Here is an 18013-nt window from a genome sequence, read left to right as displayed (position 1 = left end):
CCAACAACCAACTATCGGCGGTAGGCAGGCAGGTTCAGGCCGTGGCGGATTGCGGCACCACGAAGCAGGAAGCCCGCCGCGAAGGCGATGCTGGCGGCAGGGATCATTGGCAGGCCGCAGGCTGTCAGCAGAACATAGCTGCCCGAAGACAGGGCGGCGGCGGTGACGTAAAGTTCTGGCCGGATGACGATGGAGGGCACGTTGGCCAGAACATCGCGGAAGATGCCGCCCATGCAGGCGGTGACAACCCCCATAATAGCGGCAGGCAACCACGGGATACCGTAAGCCTGCGCCTTGGCGGCCCCATACACAGCGTACGCGGCAAGACCCATGCCGTCGAACCAGTCGATAGGATGATGCGGCCAGACGCGGGCGGGTGTGAACCAGACCAGCAGCCCCATAAGCAGGCACACAGCCAGCGGCGTTGTCGAATGCATCCAGAAAACAGGAGCCCCAATCAGCAGGTCGCGCACGGTGCCGCCGCCCACGCCTGTTATGGCGGCAAAGAACGCGAAGGTGACAAGGTTCTGTTTAGCGCGCGCCGCCTGAAGCGCGCCTGATATCGCGAACACGCCGGTTGCCACGATATCAAGCCGTGGCAACGCTGACATGGAAAATTGCTGAATGGCGATAAAATGGTCTGAAATCATGCGGCGCTACAGGTTGCAATATCGGCGGCCAGTTCATCCACGCGGGCCGGGTCTGAATCCCATGCGAACATGAAGCGGGCACCGCCCCCAATGAAAGTATAAAAACGCCAGCCCCGATCCTGCAGGCCCGGCAACAACTTTTCAGGCCCCCGCAGAAACACGCCGTTTGCCTGCACGGGGAACATCAGCTCTACCCCCGGCACAGTCTGTAGCGCAGCGGCCAGTCGCTGGGCGCAGGCGTTGGCGTGGGCCCCGTTACGCAGCCATGCGCCACTTTCCAGCAGCCCGACCCACGGGGCGGACAGGAACCGCATTTTGGAGGCGAGTTGCCCCGCCTGTTTGCAGCGGTAATCAAATCCATCTGCCAAGGCACGGTCAAAGAACAGGATGGCTTCACCCACGGCCATGCCGTTTTTGGTGCCGCCAAAGCACAGGACATCGACCCCGGCCTGCCACGTCATTTCAGCAGGACTACAACCCAGAGTTGCACAGGCATTAGCAAAACGCGACCCGTCCATATGCAGCCGCAGCCCGAGTTCCCGACAGGTGGCAGACAGGGCGCGGATTTCTTCCAGACTGTAAAGCTCGCCCGTTTCGGTTGGCTGCGTAATGGTGACGGCGCGGGGTTTGGGGTAGTGAATATCCGCCCGGCAGGTGGCCAGAGACCGGACATCCTGCGCGGTCAGTTTGGCGGAATCGGTGCGGGCGACCAGCAGTTTGGACCCGTTGGAAAAAAATTCGGGCGCGCCACATTCGTCCGTTTCAACATGCGCGTAAGACGAACAGATGACGCTGTTATAAGACTGGCACAACGCGGCCAGCGCCAGCGAATTGGCGGCTGTGCCATTAAACGCGAAAAAGACCTCGCAGTCTGTTTCAAACAGGGTGCGGAAGGCGTTGGCGGCGCGGGTGGTCCATTCGTCCTCGCCATAGGCTGTCAGGGACCCGATATTGGCCTGCTGCATGGCGTCCCATGCTTCCGGGCAGATACCCGCATAATTATCACTACCGAATTGCTGACTCACACTCATGTGTCATAACTCTCGCACAGGTTCCGAAGCAGGGGGGGAGTGTGTGGCGGTGCCCGTATTGCCGGTCTGGCCACATCCCTTCACATTCTATGAAGGCACCACCTTGCAGGGAAGCAGGTTGGTGTCAGACCGGGTCTGACTCTTGATGTATGCGCCGTGCAGTAGCAGAAGCGCCAGCCGCCTGCAACTGGCAGACAACCCCGTCTTGGCCCCCGGCCCCTGCGGCGTTTATCGAAAGCCCCGCCCAACGGTTCAAGGTGTTAGCGGTTTGTTGCGTTCAGCAGCAGTTTGCACTTCACGTAAGATGCTTTGTCACGGAAGACAAACAGCAGATAGTAATCAAGCGACCGGCTGCGCCGTTTGGATGTGTGGGCGTAGAACGGGAACACATCAAGCGGGCCTTCATACCCGGGCGGAACAGGGTCGCTGGCCAGAATGGTTTTGACGCGGAACAGGGGAATATAAATATGCGTCGGCCCGGCATTTTTACGCACATGCCACAGATTTTTACGGAATTTCCTTAATCTGTCTGGCAGAATGAACACCATGTTTTCTTCAATAAAGCGTTCGTCCGGGCTTTCCTTGCGCAGATACAGCATATCATCCGGCATATCGCAGAAGAAATTATAGCCCTGAATCTTCATTGTCTGCTGTGTGTCTTTCCTGTGCCTGTTTTTGGCCGTTAAGGGTGCGGCCGCTTGGTGAACACCCCTGCATAAACACCACGCAGCCCTAAACGGCAATATCGGCACAAGCATAGCCCCTGCCCTCTGCCATGTAGCGGGGGCTCTTTCCCTCGGCGGGTGGGGCGGCTAGCTTTGGGTGCGTGCGGGAAGAAAAGGAAGCCGAAGCAATGCGGATTGGCCCACAGGATGCCCTGATTATTGTGGATGTGCAGAATGACTTTCTGCCGCACGGACGCCTGCCCGTAGCGGACGGTGACCGGATTATTCCCGTTATCAACCAGCTTTCCTCTCTGCCCTTTCAGGCCATTGTGGCCACGCAGGACTGGCACCCGGCCGACCATTGTTCCTTCCCGCTTCAGAATGGGCCGTGGCCGGTGCATTGTGTGCAGAGCACGCAAGGGGCGGAACTGGCGGCGCTACTGCGTCTGGATACGGTCAGCGCCATTGTGCGCAAAGGCATGGCGCAGGGCGTGGATAGCTATTCAGCCTTTTTTGACAATGACGGCCAAAACCCGACTGGCCTGAAAGGCTTTTTGCAGGAACGCGGTGTTACCCGCATTGTGGTGTGCGGTCTGGCCTACGATGTGTGCGTGAGCCACACCACGCTGGACGGTATGGTATTGGGGTTTGAAACCTGCGTGGTGGAAGACGCCAGCGCAAGCGCCCTGCAACCCTGCGCTGACGTGAGTGCGGCATTAGCCGCCAAAGGCGTGCGGATTATGCAGGCGCAGGATTTACGAGGCTAAGGCAGCATTCTTATGCAGGCAGTACAGGCTGCACGGGTTTCCTGTTTTTATGGCTGTCTGCCCCCGTTGCAATGCGGGAGACTGTTCCCTGACTAATCCCGAATGCCTCGGCCAAGGATTTAAGGGATGCTCCGGCTTTTCGTTGGGCGGCAATGGCCCTGCGCTGTTCATCGGTAATGCGTGGGGGGCGTCCCATGCGCTTTCCTTGCTCGACCGCTCTTGCCCGCCCTTCTGCCGTGCGGGTTCGGATAAGATCACGCTCGACATCGGCAAGGCCACCCAGAACGGCAAGCATTAAACGGCCCGTGCTGGTTGTGGTATCAGCCCACGGTTCTGCCAGAGAGTAAAACTGCGCCTTTTTTTGAGTAATAGCCTGAATAATAGCGAACAGATCAAATGTACTGCGGGCTAATCTGTCTATCCGTGTGACGACGACGGTATCGTCTTTTTTGAGCGTTGAAAGCAGCTTAACCAATTGGGTCCTTTGCGCATCGGCTCCACTTGCTTTTTCACGAAAGATTGGGGCACAGCCAAATTGCTTGAGAGTCTTTAGCTGTGTGTCGAGCGTTTGCCCAATTGTGCTGACACGCGCATACCCAATTTTGCGGCCAAATTCAGAACGTTCCATTCTCTTTTAAATGAGGCAGAAGGCCGCCAGTTCCTTGCTTAAATGCTGATTTGCGCAAACCCGAAACGCTATAATTATTTAGAAACGGCCAAGCATATGCCTGATCGTTCTTTAAATACTAACTCCTTATGACGGTAAAATCAATTAGAAAAATACTAACTTATTTTTTTGCCCAAGTCAGGAGTTTGGAAAATGACGACGTATGTCTGGCTGGGTACGGATGGTACAAATTGGAACGATCCTAAAAATTGGGGATCGGTTGACAATAACAAGGTAATCACACCACAGGGTACCAACGGTAATGTGCCCGGTAGTTCTGATACGGTTATCATTACGGATAAACAAACCCTGACATCTGGCGGCTACCATGTAGCAGGACATACAGGTGACGAGAATTACCTTAATAACAGCAACATCATTAACAACCTGACCCCCACTGTCAGCGGAACGCAAACCGTATCCGTTGGAAATGTTGTTTTGGGTGGCAACAATGTCTCACTGAACACCGGAAGCACGCCTTTTGTCGTAACCGGCAAAGTAGAAGACGTTGCGGATTACGGTATTTCTGGTGCCCAGCACGGGAATTATACCCTGTCTGGTACAGATATCTCTGTCTATCATTACGTATTTGCCTCTAGCGGCGGCACAATAACGCTTGGGCAGAATTCAAAGATTACTGTGGCGTGGCTCAGCGGGTCGGGTACAAACATCAACGGTAACAATAGCTCTGTCACAATCACGCAGGGTTATGAAAGCACGGATGGGACAAAAGCCGGGGCAACATTTGCCAATGGAAACAACGGGATCAACAATCTTGGCGTTGATCGCAATCAGGCTAAACCACAAAAAATAGCCTGTTTCCTTACTGGCAGCATGATCCTGACAACGCAGGGTGTTGTAGCAGTCGAAGACCTGCAAATGGGTGACGAGGTTCTGGCATTCGATTGGCAACGTGGCGAAGACGTGGTGCGTCCGCTTGTCTGGGTTGGCAAAGCACATGCCGTTGTCCGCCCCCATCTGCCAGATGATGAAGCAGGCTATCCGGTTCGTATCCTGAAAAATGCCCTTGCTGACGGGGTTCCTTTCAAGGATATGCTGATAACGGCTGAACATTGCCTGTTTTTTGAAGACAAGTTTATCCCGGCCCGTATGTTAGTAAACGGATCTTCGATTTTTTATGACAAGAGCATTCTGTCCTACGACTATTACCATGTGGAAACAGCAGAACATTCCGTTCTAACCGCAGATGGTATGCTGACAGAAAGCTATCTGGACACCGGAAACCGGGCAGCTTTCCGCCAGACAGGCAAGGTTGTCACGCTGAGCGCACAGCCACGCAGCTGGGAAAACAATGCAGCAGCACCCCTTTGTGTAGCACGGTCTGTGGTAGAAGGGTTGTTCAGGCAGATACGGGCCCGGACCAGCAAAGTCGATAACGCGCGCAAAGCAGACGGTAAGACAACGCTGGTTCACAACCCAGAGTTGCATCTGGTCACTGAATCTGGGGCGGTGATCATGCCGATGCGCCATGAAGGGGCCCGTTACAGCTTTATGCTGCCGCCGGATATCACTGCTGTTCGTCTTGTATCACGCGCAGCACGGCCAAGCGACGTGATTGGTCCTTTTGTGGATGACCGGCGTCAGCTTGGGGTCGCCGTGTCTGATATTCGTCTGGTCGCAGGCAGAAAGCTGACACTGATCAAGGCGCATCTGGACGCGCAGAAGCCTGAAGGCTGGTATGATGCTGGTCAGGAAGACCTTGCATGGACAAACGGAAATGCCCTTCTGCCTTTGGGCAAAATGCAAAAAGGGACAATGGGGCTCTTGTCAATTGATGTTCTGGCCGCTGGCCCCTACATCGCTGAAACACAGCCGCAGAGCGATGTGACACTGTCCGCCTAAGGCTGGATCCGTCCTACCGGCACACGGGTCTGTTGCGACAGGCCCGTGATGCTACGGGGTAACTGGCCGTTTGTGCGATTGATACAGACACGCCAGACCCCAACAAAAAAACGCCCCGAACGAGGGGCGTTTCCTGCGATCGTGCAGGCCACGAATCATGCCGGTCTCATTTTACTTCCGTTCGATAATAACAGAGTCTTTTGAGTTTTTATCGGTGTTCAACTCAGTCGCGCCAGCCTGCGTTGAGTATGTTGCGGTTGTAGACTGGTTGGGCGTTTTCGGCGGGTGGAATGCAGAAACCGGGCCGAACAGACCGCCGGAGGAGCGTTTCATTGTGCCTTCAGGCTCACGCGCACAGCCACGGGTGATGATGGAGCAGATACCATCCGTGCCGATCATTTCATCATTATTGCCGGTGTAATGCACATCTGACACGCGGTCATTATCAAGCCGGATAATGGCAGAACACGTTGTGCCGCCGCCGCCGCTAAGCTGGGCGATGGTTGTTGCGATATCGCCAATAGGAATCAGGGTTGAACCGCCATAGCTGGGCTGGGGCTGGGTGCCTGTATAGACGAAAATCTGGGTGGTATCATTCAACTGCTTTGTGGCTGACGGCAGGCCAGCACAGGCCTGAAGGTCGTAAGACGTCATGCCAATCATGGTGACCTGGGCTTTATGTGCAGCGCGTGAATCAAAATATCCGCACCCACTTAACCCTAAAGACAGTGAGGAAACAGCAAGCAACCCCAGAATACGACTGTTCATGTATGTAACTATCCCCACAGCTTTACCAGACAACGCGCCCATTATACGGCGCACACTGGGGGCAAACTACTGCGTTGTTTCGGTTTTAGGCAAGTGTGAAACAAATTATAAATATTTCTTTTTGGACAAAAACAAACATTCACCACTTCATTGAAGGAATGAATAAATTGATTTGTTATATCATCGTCATATTGTTTTTTATATTATCAACATAGCCTGTCGTTACCAAACAGAAATACCGAGAGTTGTTTTCATATCCGTTCTGGCTATTATACCGCAACTATTCAGGTTCATTCAGGCTGCAAACAAGGACAACGCGCTGATCATGTTACGCTCTTTCCGTCAAAGGTCTTTTACCCTTGCCAGTCTTATGGGTGCGGTTTTAACGCTTAGCGCGTGCTCTGCCGGGCAGCCCCTGCCGCCCCCGCTACCGGAACTGGAAAAAGCAGCGCCCTATACGCTTGCAGACGCAACCTTCAGCCAGACGCTGAATGAGCTTGACCTGACACAGACCGCACTTGCCACTCTGGCAACCAGCCATGCGGGCCGCAGCGATATTGCCGTGCTGGGGGCAACCATTGCAAAAGACCTGACGGAAAATCAGAAGGCACTAGCCAAACTGGCGGCTGCCCATTCTGTCACGCTGACCACGGTACCTTCTGCCGCAAACCAGAAAACTATTGACCGGATGCAGCGCCTGCGCGGGGCAAGTTTTGACCGCAGCTATGTGCGTCAGTTTACGCTGGCCCATACCCACATCAAACCCAGCCTTGAAAGCCAGATCAGCACTTCCAAAAACAAGGATCTGGTGAAACTGGCCACTGACGCACAAACCAAGCTGAACAGCTACGACGCACAGATGCACTAAGACGCGCCTGCCCCCTCGCGCGGGTTGAGGGGGCATCGCTGGTCTGGGCTCTGGATTTCTGGTGGTGTTTCCGCTTCAATGTGGCCACAACATCACGAGTATCGGCATGAAAATAGACCAGTGGATGAAACAATCAGGCGTTGCGTTTGGCACAAGCGGTGCGCGCGGGCTTGTTGACGCCATGACAGATGCGGTCTGTTTTGCTTATACGGTGGGCTACCTGCGCTATCTGGCCGAGCAGGGAGAATTCAGCCCCCAAAAGCCGGTTGCCGTTGCCGGAGATTTACGCCCCAGCACACCCCGTATTCTAAAAGCCTGCGTTGCCGCCATTGAGTCTATGCAGGGTGTGCCTGTGTTCTGCGGTTATGTTCCCACCCCGGCCCTGTGTCTGTATGCGTTTGACCGTGGCATACCGTCTTTGATGGTGACGGGCAGCCATATTCCCGCTGACCGCAATGGGATAAAATTCAACCGGTCACAGGGCGAGTTTCTGAAACCTGATGAAGCTGGCATGCGCTGTCAGGACGTTGTGCTGCCGGACGGATGGTTTGATGCTGACGGCACCCTGATACACCCGACATCTCTGCCTGATACAGTGAATGTTATTCCGGCGTATGTGGCGCGCTACCGCGATTTCTTTGGGGCGGATGCGCTGTCTGGTCTGACTTTGGGCATTTATGAACATTCAGCCGTGGGGCGGGATGCACTGGTGACCATTGTGGAGGCTTTGGGCGCAAAGGCTGTCAGGCTTGGCCGCACGGAAGAATTTACGCCGGTTGATACAGAAGCGGTCAGAAGCGAAGATTGCGTGCTGGCGCGACACTGGGCACAGGACGGGCAACTTGATGCCATCCTCACCACGGATGGAGATTCTGACAGGCCATTGCTGGCAGATGGCAAAGGCGAATGGTTGCGGGGGGATGTGCTGGGGATTGTTGCCGCACGCTATCTGGCCGCAAAAGCCATTACCACGCCGGTCAGCAGCAACACGGCATTGGAACGTTCTGGCCTGAGCCCGCATATTTACCGCACGCGCATAGGCTCGCCGTTTGTGGTGGCGGGCATGATGGCGGCTGTGGATGCAGGACAGACACCATCCGTTGGGTATGAAGCCAATGGCGGGTTTCTTCTGGCCAGTGATGTCACGTTAAAGGGCCGCACTCTGCGGGCTTTGCCGACACGGGATTCCGTTTTGCCCATGCTGTGCATTTTGGTCGCCGCCCAACAGGCGCACAAAAGCGTGCAGGAGATTATTCTCGACCTGCCGCACCGTTTTACGGTGAGTGACCGGATTGTGGGGCTTCCTACTGCTGTCAGTCAGGAAAAGCTTTGTTCTTTCAAGAGCAATATCGAAAACAGTGTGGAGCAGATGGGCCTCGGTGCCCTTTGCGGGTCTGTCACGCAGACAGATGAAACAGACGGTTTACGCATGACCTTCGATCAGGGCGATATTGTCCACATTCGGCCATCAGGCAATGCCCCGGAATTAAGAGTGTATGTTGAAGCGGATACCCAGCAGCGGGCAACGACAGTCTTGAAGTTTTGCCTGCATGCGTTGGAAGGATGGCGGGGAGATGAAAGATAAGGCGGAAGGCGGCAACAGGCGATGTACTCCTCTGCGTGATGCCTCGCGGTGGAAGGCCATGCTATGGTTGGCAGTTTTGTGAAAGAGATGCTGCCACAGTCAAAATCGGAACACTATCGCCTAGCTATTGGGGTTCCACCCGTTTTTTGAAAAGATTACTGAAAGCATTTGCGATAGTGCGCCCGCTGAAGAAGTTGACCTTTAGTCTGACGCAATAACCGACATGATCTGTGATTATTTTACGCAAATGCTTTCAAAAAACTGAAATGATCCTTGTTTCCCTCTTTTATGCCCGCTGTAAACCCGGGTGCCCACGGTCAGTAATGAAGCTGGCATAAGTCGATATCTGACCATTATGCTCCATGACCTGATCGACTATTTTGAGGTCGCCTCTCCACTGATCGCGCCCAACATCACACAGAACATAACCCCGTTTATCCGTTGTTGCTTTCAACCACGGGTTTTCGGTCCGGACAGATTGGCTGAAGGCATCCATATCCCCCACACCATCTGCGCCGGATGTAATAGATGTGGCCAAAAACTCGACAGACACAGGCTGTTTGTCATCAGGGTTGACCAGAAGATCTCCCGCAAAATGGCGGTGCGCATCCCCCGTAACATTCACCACATTCCCCGGGCACTGGGCTTTAATAAATTCAAGAAGACGCTTCCGGCTATAAAGATAGCCTGACCATTGATCCATACTATATTCAAGTTGGGCATTGGCCGATTTGCGATGCCCCAGATTCAGCATCATCACCTGATGCGCCAAGAGATTCCAACGTGTATCAGACCGCGCAAGACCATTAAACAGCCACTGTTCCTGTTCAGCCCCCATCATGCTGCGCTGACTGGCCCATACATCTTCGCGCTGCGGACCGTCCTTATCCCCATAAACCTGATCGCTTCGGTATTGCCGTGTATCCAGCACAAACATATTTAACAGATCACCATACCGGGCTGTTCTATAAATCTGCATATGGCTGCCATTTGGCAAAGACCGGCGTCTTAACGGCATGTGTTCATAATAGGCCTGCATGGCAGCCGCCCGACGGAACAGGAAGACTTCCGCCGGTGTGCCATCCTGATCGCTGTCTCCTGCCCAGTTATTATCGACCTCATGATCATCAAAACTCACAAACCACGAGGTCGCGGCATGGGCTGCCTGTAAATCCGGATCCGTTTTATACTGCGCGTAACGGCGGCGATATTCATCCAGAGAATAACATTCTGGCCCGACATGCCTGCGTAGAACCTTGAAGGGCCGACCATTCATTTTACGATAGCCGGGACCACTATCCTTTCCCTCGTAAATATAATCGCCATAGTGGTAGATAAAATCGACAGGTTCCTGAGCAATGGCACGCCACGCCGTATAATATCCTTCCTCATACTGTTGGCAGCCGGCAGCCGCAAACCGCACACGCTCAACCGCAGCGCCTGCTTGTGGAAGGGTCTGCCCCCGCCCAACCGGGCTGTCATACTCCGCAATGCGGAAACGATACCAATATGGCCGCGCTGCTTTTAACCCACCCACTTCAACATGCACCGAATGAGCGAGTTCTGGATGAGCAAGCGCCTGCCCGCGTGCCACCACGCGGGACATATGCTCGTCCTCGGCAACTTCCCACTTCACCCACATGGGTTTTAAAATCATGCCGCCGGCTTCTTCCAACGGTGTGGGTGCCAGACGGGTCCAGATAACAAACCCGTCTGCTTCCGGGTCCCCCGAAGCGACGCCCAAGGTGAACGGTGTGGAAACAAATTTTGGATTTTTTTCAATATTGTGGGGTGCCTGCTCCGCAGCAAACGCCTGTCGCAGCATGAAGCTGCTCCCGGCAATACCAGCCATTCCTCCCAGTAAAAGCGACCGACGTGTAATAGACATTCTTCTCTCCAGAAACCGCACCTGAAAACAGAATGGTCTGGTAAGAACGCTGCCTACCAGACCAAAAAATTCTTCTTTTATCCTGAAATTTCAGTGAATGATTACGTGGAAATAAACACCACGGCCGTAATTATCCATCTGGTTTGTGTATTGTAGCTTATCGCCAATCAGCCATTTTGGTTGCTGGTTTGCCAGGTTCATAACTTCGTATTTGAAGCTGATCCCTTTATAGACCTGATGCCAGAACGCCATATTCAGTGTGAACAAAGAGCCAAAGCCCGTGTTCTGATTTGGCGTTGTTCCCAATGATGTAAGATACCTGCCTGAATAATTGGCGGTGGCGCGCAGCCCCCCACCAATTTGCGGGATATGCCATGTTACAGCACCATTGACCAAAACATCCGGTTGATAGATCAGATGATGGCTACGCAGCATAGTGGTCCCGTTAGAGTAATTCATGCTGCCACCAAGCCATGTTGCGTTGGCTGATGCATCAAAATACTGGCCCCACAGCTTCATGTTTCTGTTGAGCAGAGAGACCTCAACCCCTTTGATGTTTGAACTGCTGGCATTCATAGGTTTGCGCACATCATATAGGGTATTATCAATCACTTCCGTGCTGCGCATGGTGTAGATGTCGTCCTGAATCCACTTACTGAAAAAGGCGACGCTGAACATGCCCTGATTATGATTGAACCATTTATCCAGAGAAATATCAAAATTATGGGAACGGCGCGGCTTTAAGTTCGGGTTACCCTGCGTAATGCTGCATTCGGCAACGCCCCCACCATCGCCTCCGTCTCCATCGCAGGAAATATTTGCGGCTTGTGCAATATTACCCGGTGTAGGCCGCCCGATTGTTCGGCTGTAGGACGCATGCAGGTTCATTTGATATGGCAAGTGGTGCACGACATCAAAAGAAGGCAACGGGTTGATGTAGGACCCATTCGTTTTGCTTTTGCTCGCAGATGCCGTGCCATTGGAGATTGTGGGCGTCCATGATGAATAATTGACGCTATCCACCCGCACACCGGCAATGAAAATGGTATTTTTCAACTGATAATGCAGCGAAAGATAACCATCGACTATATTTTCACGATATTTGTAGTCAGACACGCGAGAATCATAGAGGCTTTGGGCTGCATTCTTTGTCAGGCTTGACCATGGGTAATGATACCCATTCACCCCGACAAAAGAGGCCGGGGTTCTGTCTTTCCATGCAACATAGTCAGTATGGTCAATCAGGCCGGTCATATCTTTACCGGTTTTGTATTCATCCTCGTTCACATCATTGGTGATGGTGAGTTGCCGCCATTGAAAGCCGGACACAAGCCCAAACCCGCGAGACGAAGGTGCGGCATTAAACGTGTAGTCCAGTCGCGCTGTCGGTATCCCTTCCCACGCATGGGGGCGCGTTACAGATGCTGTGCTCAGCGCATATTTTGAAGACGATGCAATGGAAGGGTCTGTCAGGGAGCGCAATAGATACACGCTGCCGTCAGCCGGATTATGATCATAATTAGCATAGACATTTTTGGGATAGGTTCGACCAGCCAGATATGTGGAGACGTTATCATATGTTTCCCATGTATAGCCCGCACGGGCCACAAGGTTTGACCGCCCCCTGTGCCAGTCCACATGCCCGATTACACCACTATGTTGCCGGTCCCACTGGTCCTGACGCCGCCTGATATAAATACTGTTGACCTTGCGCCTTCCACCATCATCACTTTGGCCAAACACGTTGCCAGTCAGGTTGTAATCCTGTTTGTCCATAACAGAATGTTCCCATCTGTCATACGACCACCCCATGACGGAGGCATACAGATTGGTGCCTGTCGGCCGCCACTCCAGTTTACCAGACCCACCAACGGTTGTAATGGCGTTTGCAAACTTGCCTGACTGGAAACTGACCGGTGCAGTGCGGCCGTTCCAGTCGCCATCTTCCGGGTTGGTCATGACCTTACCGGCGGTATCTGTGTACCCCATATTCCCGTATTGTTTCTGGGAGTTTCGGACACGCGCCTGATACCGGCTGGAAAGAATGATTCCAAACTGGTGGTCTTTGCCAAATGTATCGGAAATGGTGCCCTTTGCACCCGCCCCCATATGAGGATCATATCCTTTGAGGTTATTGTGACCGACTGATCCCTTGAAACTTGAATAAATACCGTATCCATCAAAGTATTTATAAAGACCTTTGTGGTCAAAGGCGCTCATGGGGATCATGTCTATCACACCGCCAATGGCATCCGCATCCTGTTCAGCCGTAAAGCTTTTATAGACATTGGTTCGGGAGGTCATTTCTGCCGGAATATCCTGCAAATTGACGCGCCGGGTGCCCGAACCCGTTTCCCCGACAGATGCAAGCGCCACACCATCAACCGTGGTGTGGTTTAGATCCGGGCTGATACCCCGTAAACTGACATAGCGAGGCTCATCCCCATCCACAATGCCTGTTACCCCCGGCAACAACACCAACGATGAGGCAACCGAGGAGTTTCCGCCCAGATTTTCAAACGGATCATAAGGCACGGTATCCATGACGATCGTGGATATTCGTTTCTCTGTCTGGCTTTTTCTGTGCCCGACAACGAATAGTCCTTCCATATCCGTAATACCGGCTTTTCGAACATGCGATGCAGGCTTACGGCTGACCACAAATGTTGAGCTTTTGCCAAGAGTCTGCACCTGCAAGGGCGTTTGAGCGAGCAGCTTTTGAAGAGCTGTCTGATCATCCATTACGCCATGCACGGGCGAGACATGAATTTTCTGAACGTCCGCACCTTTCGCGATAACACCAATGCCAGATTGTTTCTGAAACGCTGCCAATGCTTCGGGCACTGTACTGGCCGGAATAGCAAACATGTGCGTTGCGGCTTGCGCAGTATTCCATAGCATAGTGGATGAAAGCAGAGTCAGCGCGCCTATCGCTTTAACTGAACGCATGGGGAAAGGTTACCTTCGGACACAGTAAGAAACTCACCCCATAAGACGAGCCCGTGCACCGTCTTCTCCCCTCTTTCCTGCCCAGAATTATGTTAAGGTTTTGTTTCAGTTTTGAATGAATACAATTAAAGAGCGTTATAACAACGCGTTAAGAAACAAATCCCTTCCCTGTGCTACGCTTGCTTTGGCGCAGAGGCACAGTGTAGATGAACCCATCCCGCCCGCCGCCTGTTGCGAGATCCGTTCATGCTCGTTGAGCCCCCTATGAAACGACATGCGACCCCGCCGGAAGAGACGGCATCGACTTCCTCTCGATTGCCGGATGCTCATCATCTGACGTGGATTGCTCAGGATGTCATGCCGCATGAAAACGCTGTGCGACGGTGGCTTTCACGCACATTGCTGCCCGGCGTTACGGAAGATGATATTATTCAGGAATGTTATGCACGGTTCTGCGCGGCATCCTTTCAGGACATTCAGAACGGACGCGCTTTTTTCTTTTCCTGCGCTAGAAACCTTGTGATAGAATATGCAAGGAAATCAAAAATACACTATATGGACGAAGATTTAGGGCTCGAAGCCTGCAATATTGCAGATGACCGCCCTGACCCGGAACAGAACCTTGCGGCCCGCCAGCAACTGGATTGGCTACGCGAACAGATGATGACACTCCCCAGCCCGTGTCGAGATGTGTTCATTCTTAGAAAAATCTATAACCACAGCCATGATTACATTGCACAATCATTGGGTATTTCCCGTCGGGCCGTTGAACGGCATATCGGCCGAGGTCTCCAGAAACTTATTGAAGCCAGCAAGCGTTCCAGATAACCGCCTACGATCATAACTATCCTAACAGGACAGACATATCATCAGCCTCTCCATAATAGGGAGTGGACATCTGCTTTCAATTAGCAGAAACATGTCTGGCAACCAGACGAGATTTGCTTGTGTATTCTCCCTCTTCTTCAACAGACAGACATCAACGGAAGGAAGAAGCGGCACGGTGGGTCGCGTTAACAGACGCGCGCCCTCTTCTGCCTGGCGAACAGAAAAAACTGGAGAACTGGCTACAGGCAGACACACGTAATCTCGGCGCTTATGTTCAAGCCAAAAGCCTCTACCACGCGTTAGACTATCGCATGGCGCAGAATATAGTTTCCATACCTGCGCCCGGCCCTTCGCCAGAATTTGCACGTCGGGGGGTTCTGGCCGCAGCCTGTGCGGCAGGTATCGTCGCCTTTGTTATGCCTCGTGCCGTAAGAGACCATTTCTCTCTCCGTCATCGGGGGCAGCAGCCGCCGCAGCGCTATGAGTGGCATGGCAACCAGATTACCATGGATGCACGGTCTGATGCCTATTTGTCTTCCACGCACCATCATGACGCTATTCTAATGGCAGATGGTCGTATTGGCCTGCAAATTCAAAAAAAACGGTCTGTGCATGTCTCGATTGGGACAATGTGGTTGGGCAGCCAAAAGGCTGATTTTGATATCTCCGTTCAGGGAAAGGATATTCTTGTAACTCTGTATTCTGGTGCGCTAGATTGGAGAAATTCTAATAAATCATTGAAATTTACGTCTCCGAATATTCTGCACTTTTCCCAGAATAGTCATGATGATCCTGTTCTTGTCAGTAAACTCGCCCTGCCTGATGATGATGCCTTCGTGCGTAAGGCTTGGCGTGAGGGCCAGATTATTATGAACAATTACACTTTGGCCGAGGCCGTAACTGAATTTAACCGCTATTCTGATGTGCAGTGCTTCATCATCAGCCCCGCTCTTGCTCAACGTCGGCTTTCGGGGAGTTTCAGCCTGTTGAAACTCCATGATTTTGCACAGGCAGCTTCTCTGTTATTAAATTGCAAGATAAAGCAGGAAAGAAACAGAATTCTTTTTTATTCATGAATTTTACAGGTGCAAAAAAGTTGAAAGGATAACGTGTAAGGCACTGGGCCGTTTGCCTAATTTTAAGGTGCTCTGATTTTCTCTCAACAAAAATACGGTCCTGCACCGTCACTCTTTTTTCCGTATGCTGCCAGATAGAACGCACTGAACCAGAAGATAGTCTATAATCCGAAGTGATCGAGACTTACGCCTCCCAGAGTTAATCTAAAAGCTATGACAATCTGAACCTTCAGAGGGAACATGATTGCCGCAGCCTTTGACTATTTAGTCTCGATCAGGCGATGCCGTGTCTTCAGGCAGGGGGTAGAGACTAAGGCAATTTTGCCAAGTCTCTTTTTATTTTAAGGTTAAAAGACTCACTGGACTATAGAGTTTTTCAACAAAATGTTTGTGAATAAATTTCAGCAATAAATATCTGTTAATTCTATTATATTCATGAAATTTTATGACGGATAAAGCAGCAGTTTACATCTCAAACCTTTGACAAAAAAGGTTCAAAAAACGTGCTCATAGCGGCGTGTTAGGGCTGCATCGCAACAGCTTGCCTACACTGACCCTGACAGGAGGTTTTTATGGTAGATCAGGATTCCAAAACTCTCAGACTTCTTTTCCCTCAGTGGCAGGGCGGCGATAATCCTCCCTATTATCTAGGCTCAAAGCTTCTAGCGTGGCTCGCTCCGCCATCTTCAGGGCCTGTTGAAGAAGTGCCAGTTGACGTTCCCACTGATACCCCTCTGCCAGTCGAGGATGAAATGCGTGGACGCAGTGTTCTGCTGAAACAGATCCGGGATGCGCGGGACATTATTGAACGCCACCAGCCTACGTCGATTGCTGTTCTGGGTGGCGATTGTCTTGTCTCGCTCGTGCCTTTTTCGTGGCTTTCAGAGCGCTATGGCGACAGGCTGGGTGTGCTCTGGATTGATACCCACCCAGACGTCCAGACACCAAAACAGTATATGAACGCACATGCGCACGTTCTGGGGGCGTTACTGGGACATGGTGACCCCGACCTGACAAAAGCAGTGACAAGGCCGGTTCCTGCTAAAAATGTCATGATCGCCGGTATTCATGATCCGCTACCATTTGAAGCACAGTTCATTGCGGATCATGGGTTACGGACATGTTCACCCCAGCAGGTGCGTGATGGTGCACAGCCCGTCATGGAGTGGCTAAAAGACAGTCAGATCGAAGTGCTTGCCATTCATCTGGATCTGGATGTGCTGGATCCGCACAACTTCCGTTCTCTACTGTTTGCAAAACCGGGTCGTGGCAAGCATGATTTTGGAGACGTTGCCGAGGGAAAACTCAACATTCCTGATGTTCTGAAACTGATTCAGGAAGTGACGACCGAAAAAGAAGTGGTCGGTATGACAATTGCCGAGCACATGCCTTGGGATGCGCTAAACCTGCAAGAAATGCTCAAACAGCTTCCTCTTATCGGAGGTTGAACCTTCGACCGAGAAAGCCTGTGTTTTCTAAACCAGGCTTTCTCATTTTACTTTCATTTCCTCGACGAACAGCGACAAAGGCATCGAATGGCGATGGTGGCGGGGGTAGAAGAGATGGAACCCCAGATGCGTCGGACAGAAGGGTTCCAGAACTGATATCAGTTTGCCATTCTGGATGTGTTCTTCTGCAACAATTTTGGGAATATAGGCGAGGCCAATGCCGTCCAGGCAGGCATCCCGCGCACCGAACACATTATTGCACACAAATTGGCCGACGGGCTGAAACTTCAGGTCCTTTCCCTTCTGCCTGAAGCGCCACGGATAAATCTTTCCGTGGGTTGGCAGACGAACACCGATACAGTTGTGCTCTTGCAGACGGGCCGGGATTTTAGGGACGTCATGACTTTTGAAATAGGTCGGAGACCCAACAACCGCAAACTGGATATCAGGCGACACAGGCACTGAAATCATCCCCTGCGTCACCAGTTCTCCAAGGCGCACGCCTGCGTCGAAGCCTTCATCCACAATATCAATCAGACGCAAATCGGTTGATATCTCCAGAGAGATTTCCGGGTAATTCTTGAGAAAATCTGCAATACGGGGTCGAAGAAAGAAGCCCAGAGATTCATCTGTTACGGTGATCCGGAGATTACCTCTGGGACATTTGCGGAACTCGTCAAGGCTACTCATCCGGTTCTCGATTTCGTCGAAAAGCGGCTGAATATTTTGCAGCAGATAATCTCCCGCAGGCGTGGGAACGACACGACGTGTTGTTCTCGTCAGAAGGGTGACGCCCAGTCGCTCCTCCAGAAGACGCATGGTGTGGCTTATTGCAGAGGGCGTAACACCTCGACGCGCCGCCGCCTTTGTAAAGCTTCGTTCTTGAGCAACGGCCAGAAAAGAGAGGAGTTCGCTGAAATTTTCTCGTGACATTTTGCTGACCCAAACCTTGTTGTGTCG

The 18013-nt window shown here is 52.3% G+C and carries 15 protein-coding genes and 1 riboswitch; of the genes, 7 read left to right on the top strand and 8 right to left on the bottom strand.

Features of this window, described 5'->3' with window-relative positions:
• Nucleotides 1-11: 11 nt before the first annotated feature.
• The 3 genes from Abin_RS07190 to Abin_RS07180 all read right to left on the bottom strand — a co-directional run bounded on the left by Abin_RS07190 (nucleotide 12) and on the right by Abin_RS07180 (nucleotide 2325).
• On the bottom strand, nucleotides 12-611 hold the full coding sequence (locus Abin_RS07190; RefSeq protein ID WP_048845726.1) for a trimeric intracellular cation channel family protein: 600 nt from the start codon (nucleotides 609-611) through the stop codon (nucleotides 12-14).
• A gap of 35 nt (nucleotides 612-646) precedes the next feature.
• Entirely contained in the window at nucleotides 647-1681 is a 1035-nt protein-coding gene (locus Abin_RS07185; protein ID WP_048845682.1) for a threonine aldolase family protein, read from the bottom strand.
• A gap of 44 nt (nucleotides 1682-1725) precedes the next feature.
• A riboswitch (SAM-I-IV-variant riboswitch) is annotated at nucleotides 1726-1835 on the bottom strand.
• Nucleotides 1836-1941: 106 nt separating this feature from the next.
• Nucleotides 1942-2325, bottom strand: a complete 384-nt coding sequence (locus Abin_RS07180; protein WP_048845681.1) for a hypothetical protein — start codon at nucleotides 2323-2325, stop codon at nucleotides 1942-1944.
• A gap of 209 nt (nucleotides 2326-2534) precedes the next feature.
• Here Abin_RS07180 and Abin_RS07175 point away from each other — a divergent pair, with 209 nt between their 5' ends.
• Nucleotides 2535-3113 (top strand): nicotinamidase, encoded by a 579-nt coding sequence (locus tag Abin_RS07175; RefSeq protein WP_048845680.1) that lies wholly within the window; start codon nucleotides 2535-2537, stop codon nucleotides 3111-3113.
• Between the two features lie 10 nt (nucleotides 3114-3123).
• Here the strand turns inward: Abin_RS07175 and Abin_RS07170 are convergent, their stop codons facing one another.
• A complete protein-coding gene (locus Abin_RS07170) occupies nucleotides 3124-3741 on the bottom strand; it encodes a recombinase family protein (RefSeq protein ID WP_048845679.1) in 618 nt (205 codons plus the stop codon).
• A gap of 192 nt (nucleotides 3742-3933) precedes the next feature.
• Between Abin_RS07170 and Abin_RS07165 the strand changes: the two genes are divergently transcribed.
• On the top strand, nucleotides 3934-5643 hold the full coding sequence (locus Abin_RS07165) for a Hint domain-containing protein (protein WP_052948186.1): 1710 nt from the start codon (nucleotides 3934-3936) through the stop codon (nucleotides 5641-5643).
• A gap of 171 nt (nucleotides 5644-5814) precedes the next feature.
• Here Abin_RS07165 and Abin_RS07160 read toward each other — a convergent pair whose 3' ends face one another.
• Nucleotides 5815-6306, bottom strand: a complete 492-nt coding sequence (locus Abin_RS07160) for a hypothetical protein (RefSeq protein ID WP_048845724.1) — start codon at nucleotides 6304-6306, stop codon at nucleotides 5815-5817.
• A 430-nt stretch (nucleotides 6307-6736) separates the two neighbouring features.
• On the opposite strand from Abin_RS07160, the gene Abin_RS07155 reads away from it, so the two are divergent.
• Both Abin_RS07155 and Abin_RS07150 read left to right on the top strand, forming a co-directional pair.
• The gene (locus tag Abin_RS07155) at nucleotides 6737-7279 is read left to right on the top strand and encodes a DUF4142 domain-containing protein (RefSeq protein WP_048845723.1); all 543 of its coding nucleotides are present in this window, start codon (nucleotides 6737-6739) and stop codon (nucleotides 7277-7279) included.
• Between the two features lie 124 nt (nucleotides 7280-7403).
• Entirely contained in the window at nucleotides 7404-8864 is a 1461-nt protein-coding gene (locus tag Abin_RS07150; RefSeq protein ID WP_174766862.1) for a phosphomannomutase, read from the top strand.
• A 286-nt stretch (nucleotides 8865-9150) separates the two neighbouring features.
• Here Abin_RS07150 and Abin_RS07145 read toward each other — a convergent pair whose 3' ends face one another.
• Nucleotides 9151-10752 carry an alkaline phosphatase D family protein gene (locus Abin_RS07145; protein WP_052948185.1) on the bottom strand — a complete coding sequence of 534 codons (1602 nt, stop codon included), beginning with the start codon at nucleotides 10750-10752 and terminating at the stop codon, nucleotides 9151-9153.
• A 90-nt stretch (nucleotides 10753-10842) separates the two neighbouring features.
• Complete coding sequence (locus Abin_RS07140) at nucleotides 10843-13701, bottom strand: TonB-dependent receptor (protein WP_255319354.1); 2859 nt, start codon at nucleotides 13699-13701, stop codon at nucleotides 10843-10845.
• Between the two features lie 246 nt (nucleotides 13702-13947).
• Here Abin_RS07140 and Abin_RS07135 point away from each other — a divergent pair, with 246 nt between their 5' ends.
• From Abin_RS07135 to Abin_RS07125, 3 genes are all read left to right on the top strand, one after another.
• A complete protein-coding gene (locus Abin_RS07135) occupies nucleotides 13948-14529 on the top strand; it encodes an RNA polymerase sigma factor (RefSeq protein ID WP_084593522.1) in 582 nt (193 codons plus the stop codon).
• Between the two features lie 119 nt (nucleotides 14530-14648).
• Nucleotides 14649-15605, top strand: a complete 957-nt coding sequence (locus tag Abin_RS07130; RefSeq protein WP_158319898.1) for a FecR family protein — start codon at nucleotides 14649-14651, stop codon at nucleotides 15603-15605.
• Nucleotides 15606-16177: 572 nt separating this feature from the next.
• The gene (locus tag Abin_RS07125; RefSeq protein ID WP_048845674.1) at nucleotides 16178-17053 is read left to right on the top strand and encodes an arginase family protein; all 876 of its coding nucleotides are present in this window, start codon (nucleotides 16178-16180) and stop codon (nucleotides 17051-17053) included.
• A 42-nt stretch (nucleotides 17054-17095) separates the two neighbouring features.
• Here the strand turns inward: Abin_RS07125 and Abin_RS07120 are convergent.
• Nucleotides 17096-18013 (bottom strand): LysR family transcriptional regulator (locus tag Abin_RS07120; protein ID WP_307190428.1); only part of this gene is annotated, 918 nt, incomplete at its 5' end.

The sequence above is a fragment of the Acetobacter indonesiensis genome, assembly GCF_000963945.1.
GTDB lineage: Bacteria > Pseudomonadota > Alphaproteobacteria > Acetobacterales > Acetobacteraceae > Acetobacter > Acetobacter indonesiensis.
Note: the sequence above shows the minus strand (reverse complement) of the source record. Positions and strands in the feature narration are given on the sequence as shown.

Excerpts from the sequence above, each read along its gene's own strand:
- Abin_RS07155 (WP_048845723.1), top strand. The coding sequence starts at position 6,737 with ATGTTACGCTCTTTCCGTCAAAGGTCTTTTACCCTTGCCAGTCTTATG.
- Abin_RS07185 (WP_048845682.1), bottom strand. The coding sequence starts at position 1,681 with ATGAGTGTGAGTCAGCAATTCGGTAGTGATAATTATGCGGGTATCTGC.
- Abin_RS07180 (WP_048845681.1), bottom strand. The coding sequence starts at position 2,325 with ATGAAGATTCAGGGCTATAATTTCTTCTGCGATATGCCGGATGATATG.
- Abin_RS07170 (WP_048845679.1), bottom strand. The coding sequence starts at position 3,741 with ATGGAACGTTCTGAATTTGGCCGCAAAATTGGGTATGCGCGTGTCAGC.
- Abin_RS07140 (WP_255319354.1), bottom strand. The coding sequence starts at position 13,701 with ATGCGTTCAGTTAAAGCGATAGGCGCGCTGACTCTGCTTTCATCCACT.
- Abin_RS07135 (WP_084593522.1), top strand. The coding sequence starts at position 13,948 with ATGCTCGTTGAGCCCCCTATGAAACGACATGCGACCCCGCCGGAAGAG.
- Abin_RS07175 (WP_048845680.1), top strand. The coding sequence starts at position 2,535 with ATGCGGATTGGCCCACAGGATGCCCTGATTATTGTGGATGTGCAGAAT.
- Abin_RS07160 (WP_048845724.1), bottom strand. The coding sequence starts at position 6,306 with ATGATTGGCATGACGTCTTACGACCTTCAGGCCTGTGCTGGCCTGCCG.
- Abin_RS07150 (WP_174766862.1), top strand. The coding sequence starts at position 7,404 with ATGAAACAATCAGGCGTTGCGTTTGGCACAAGCGGTGCGCGCGGGCTT.
- Abin_RS07125 (WP_048845674.1), top strand. The coding sequence starts at position 16,178 with ATGGTAGATCAGGATTCCAAAACTCTCAGACTTCTTTTCCCTCAGTGG.
- Abin_RS07190 (WP_048845726.1), bottom strand. The coding sequence starts at position 611 with ATGTCAGCGTTGCCACGGCTTGATATCGTGGCAACCGGCGTGTTCGCG.
- Abin_RS07145 (WP_052948185.1), bottom strand. The coding sequence starts at position 10,752 with ATGTCTATTACACGTCGGTCGCTTTTACTGGGAGGAATGGCTGGTATT.
- Abin_RS07165 (WP_052948186.1), top strand. The coding sequence starts at position 3,934 with ATGACGACGTATGTCTGGCTGGGTACGGATGGTACAAATTGGAACGAT.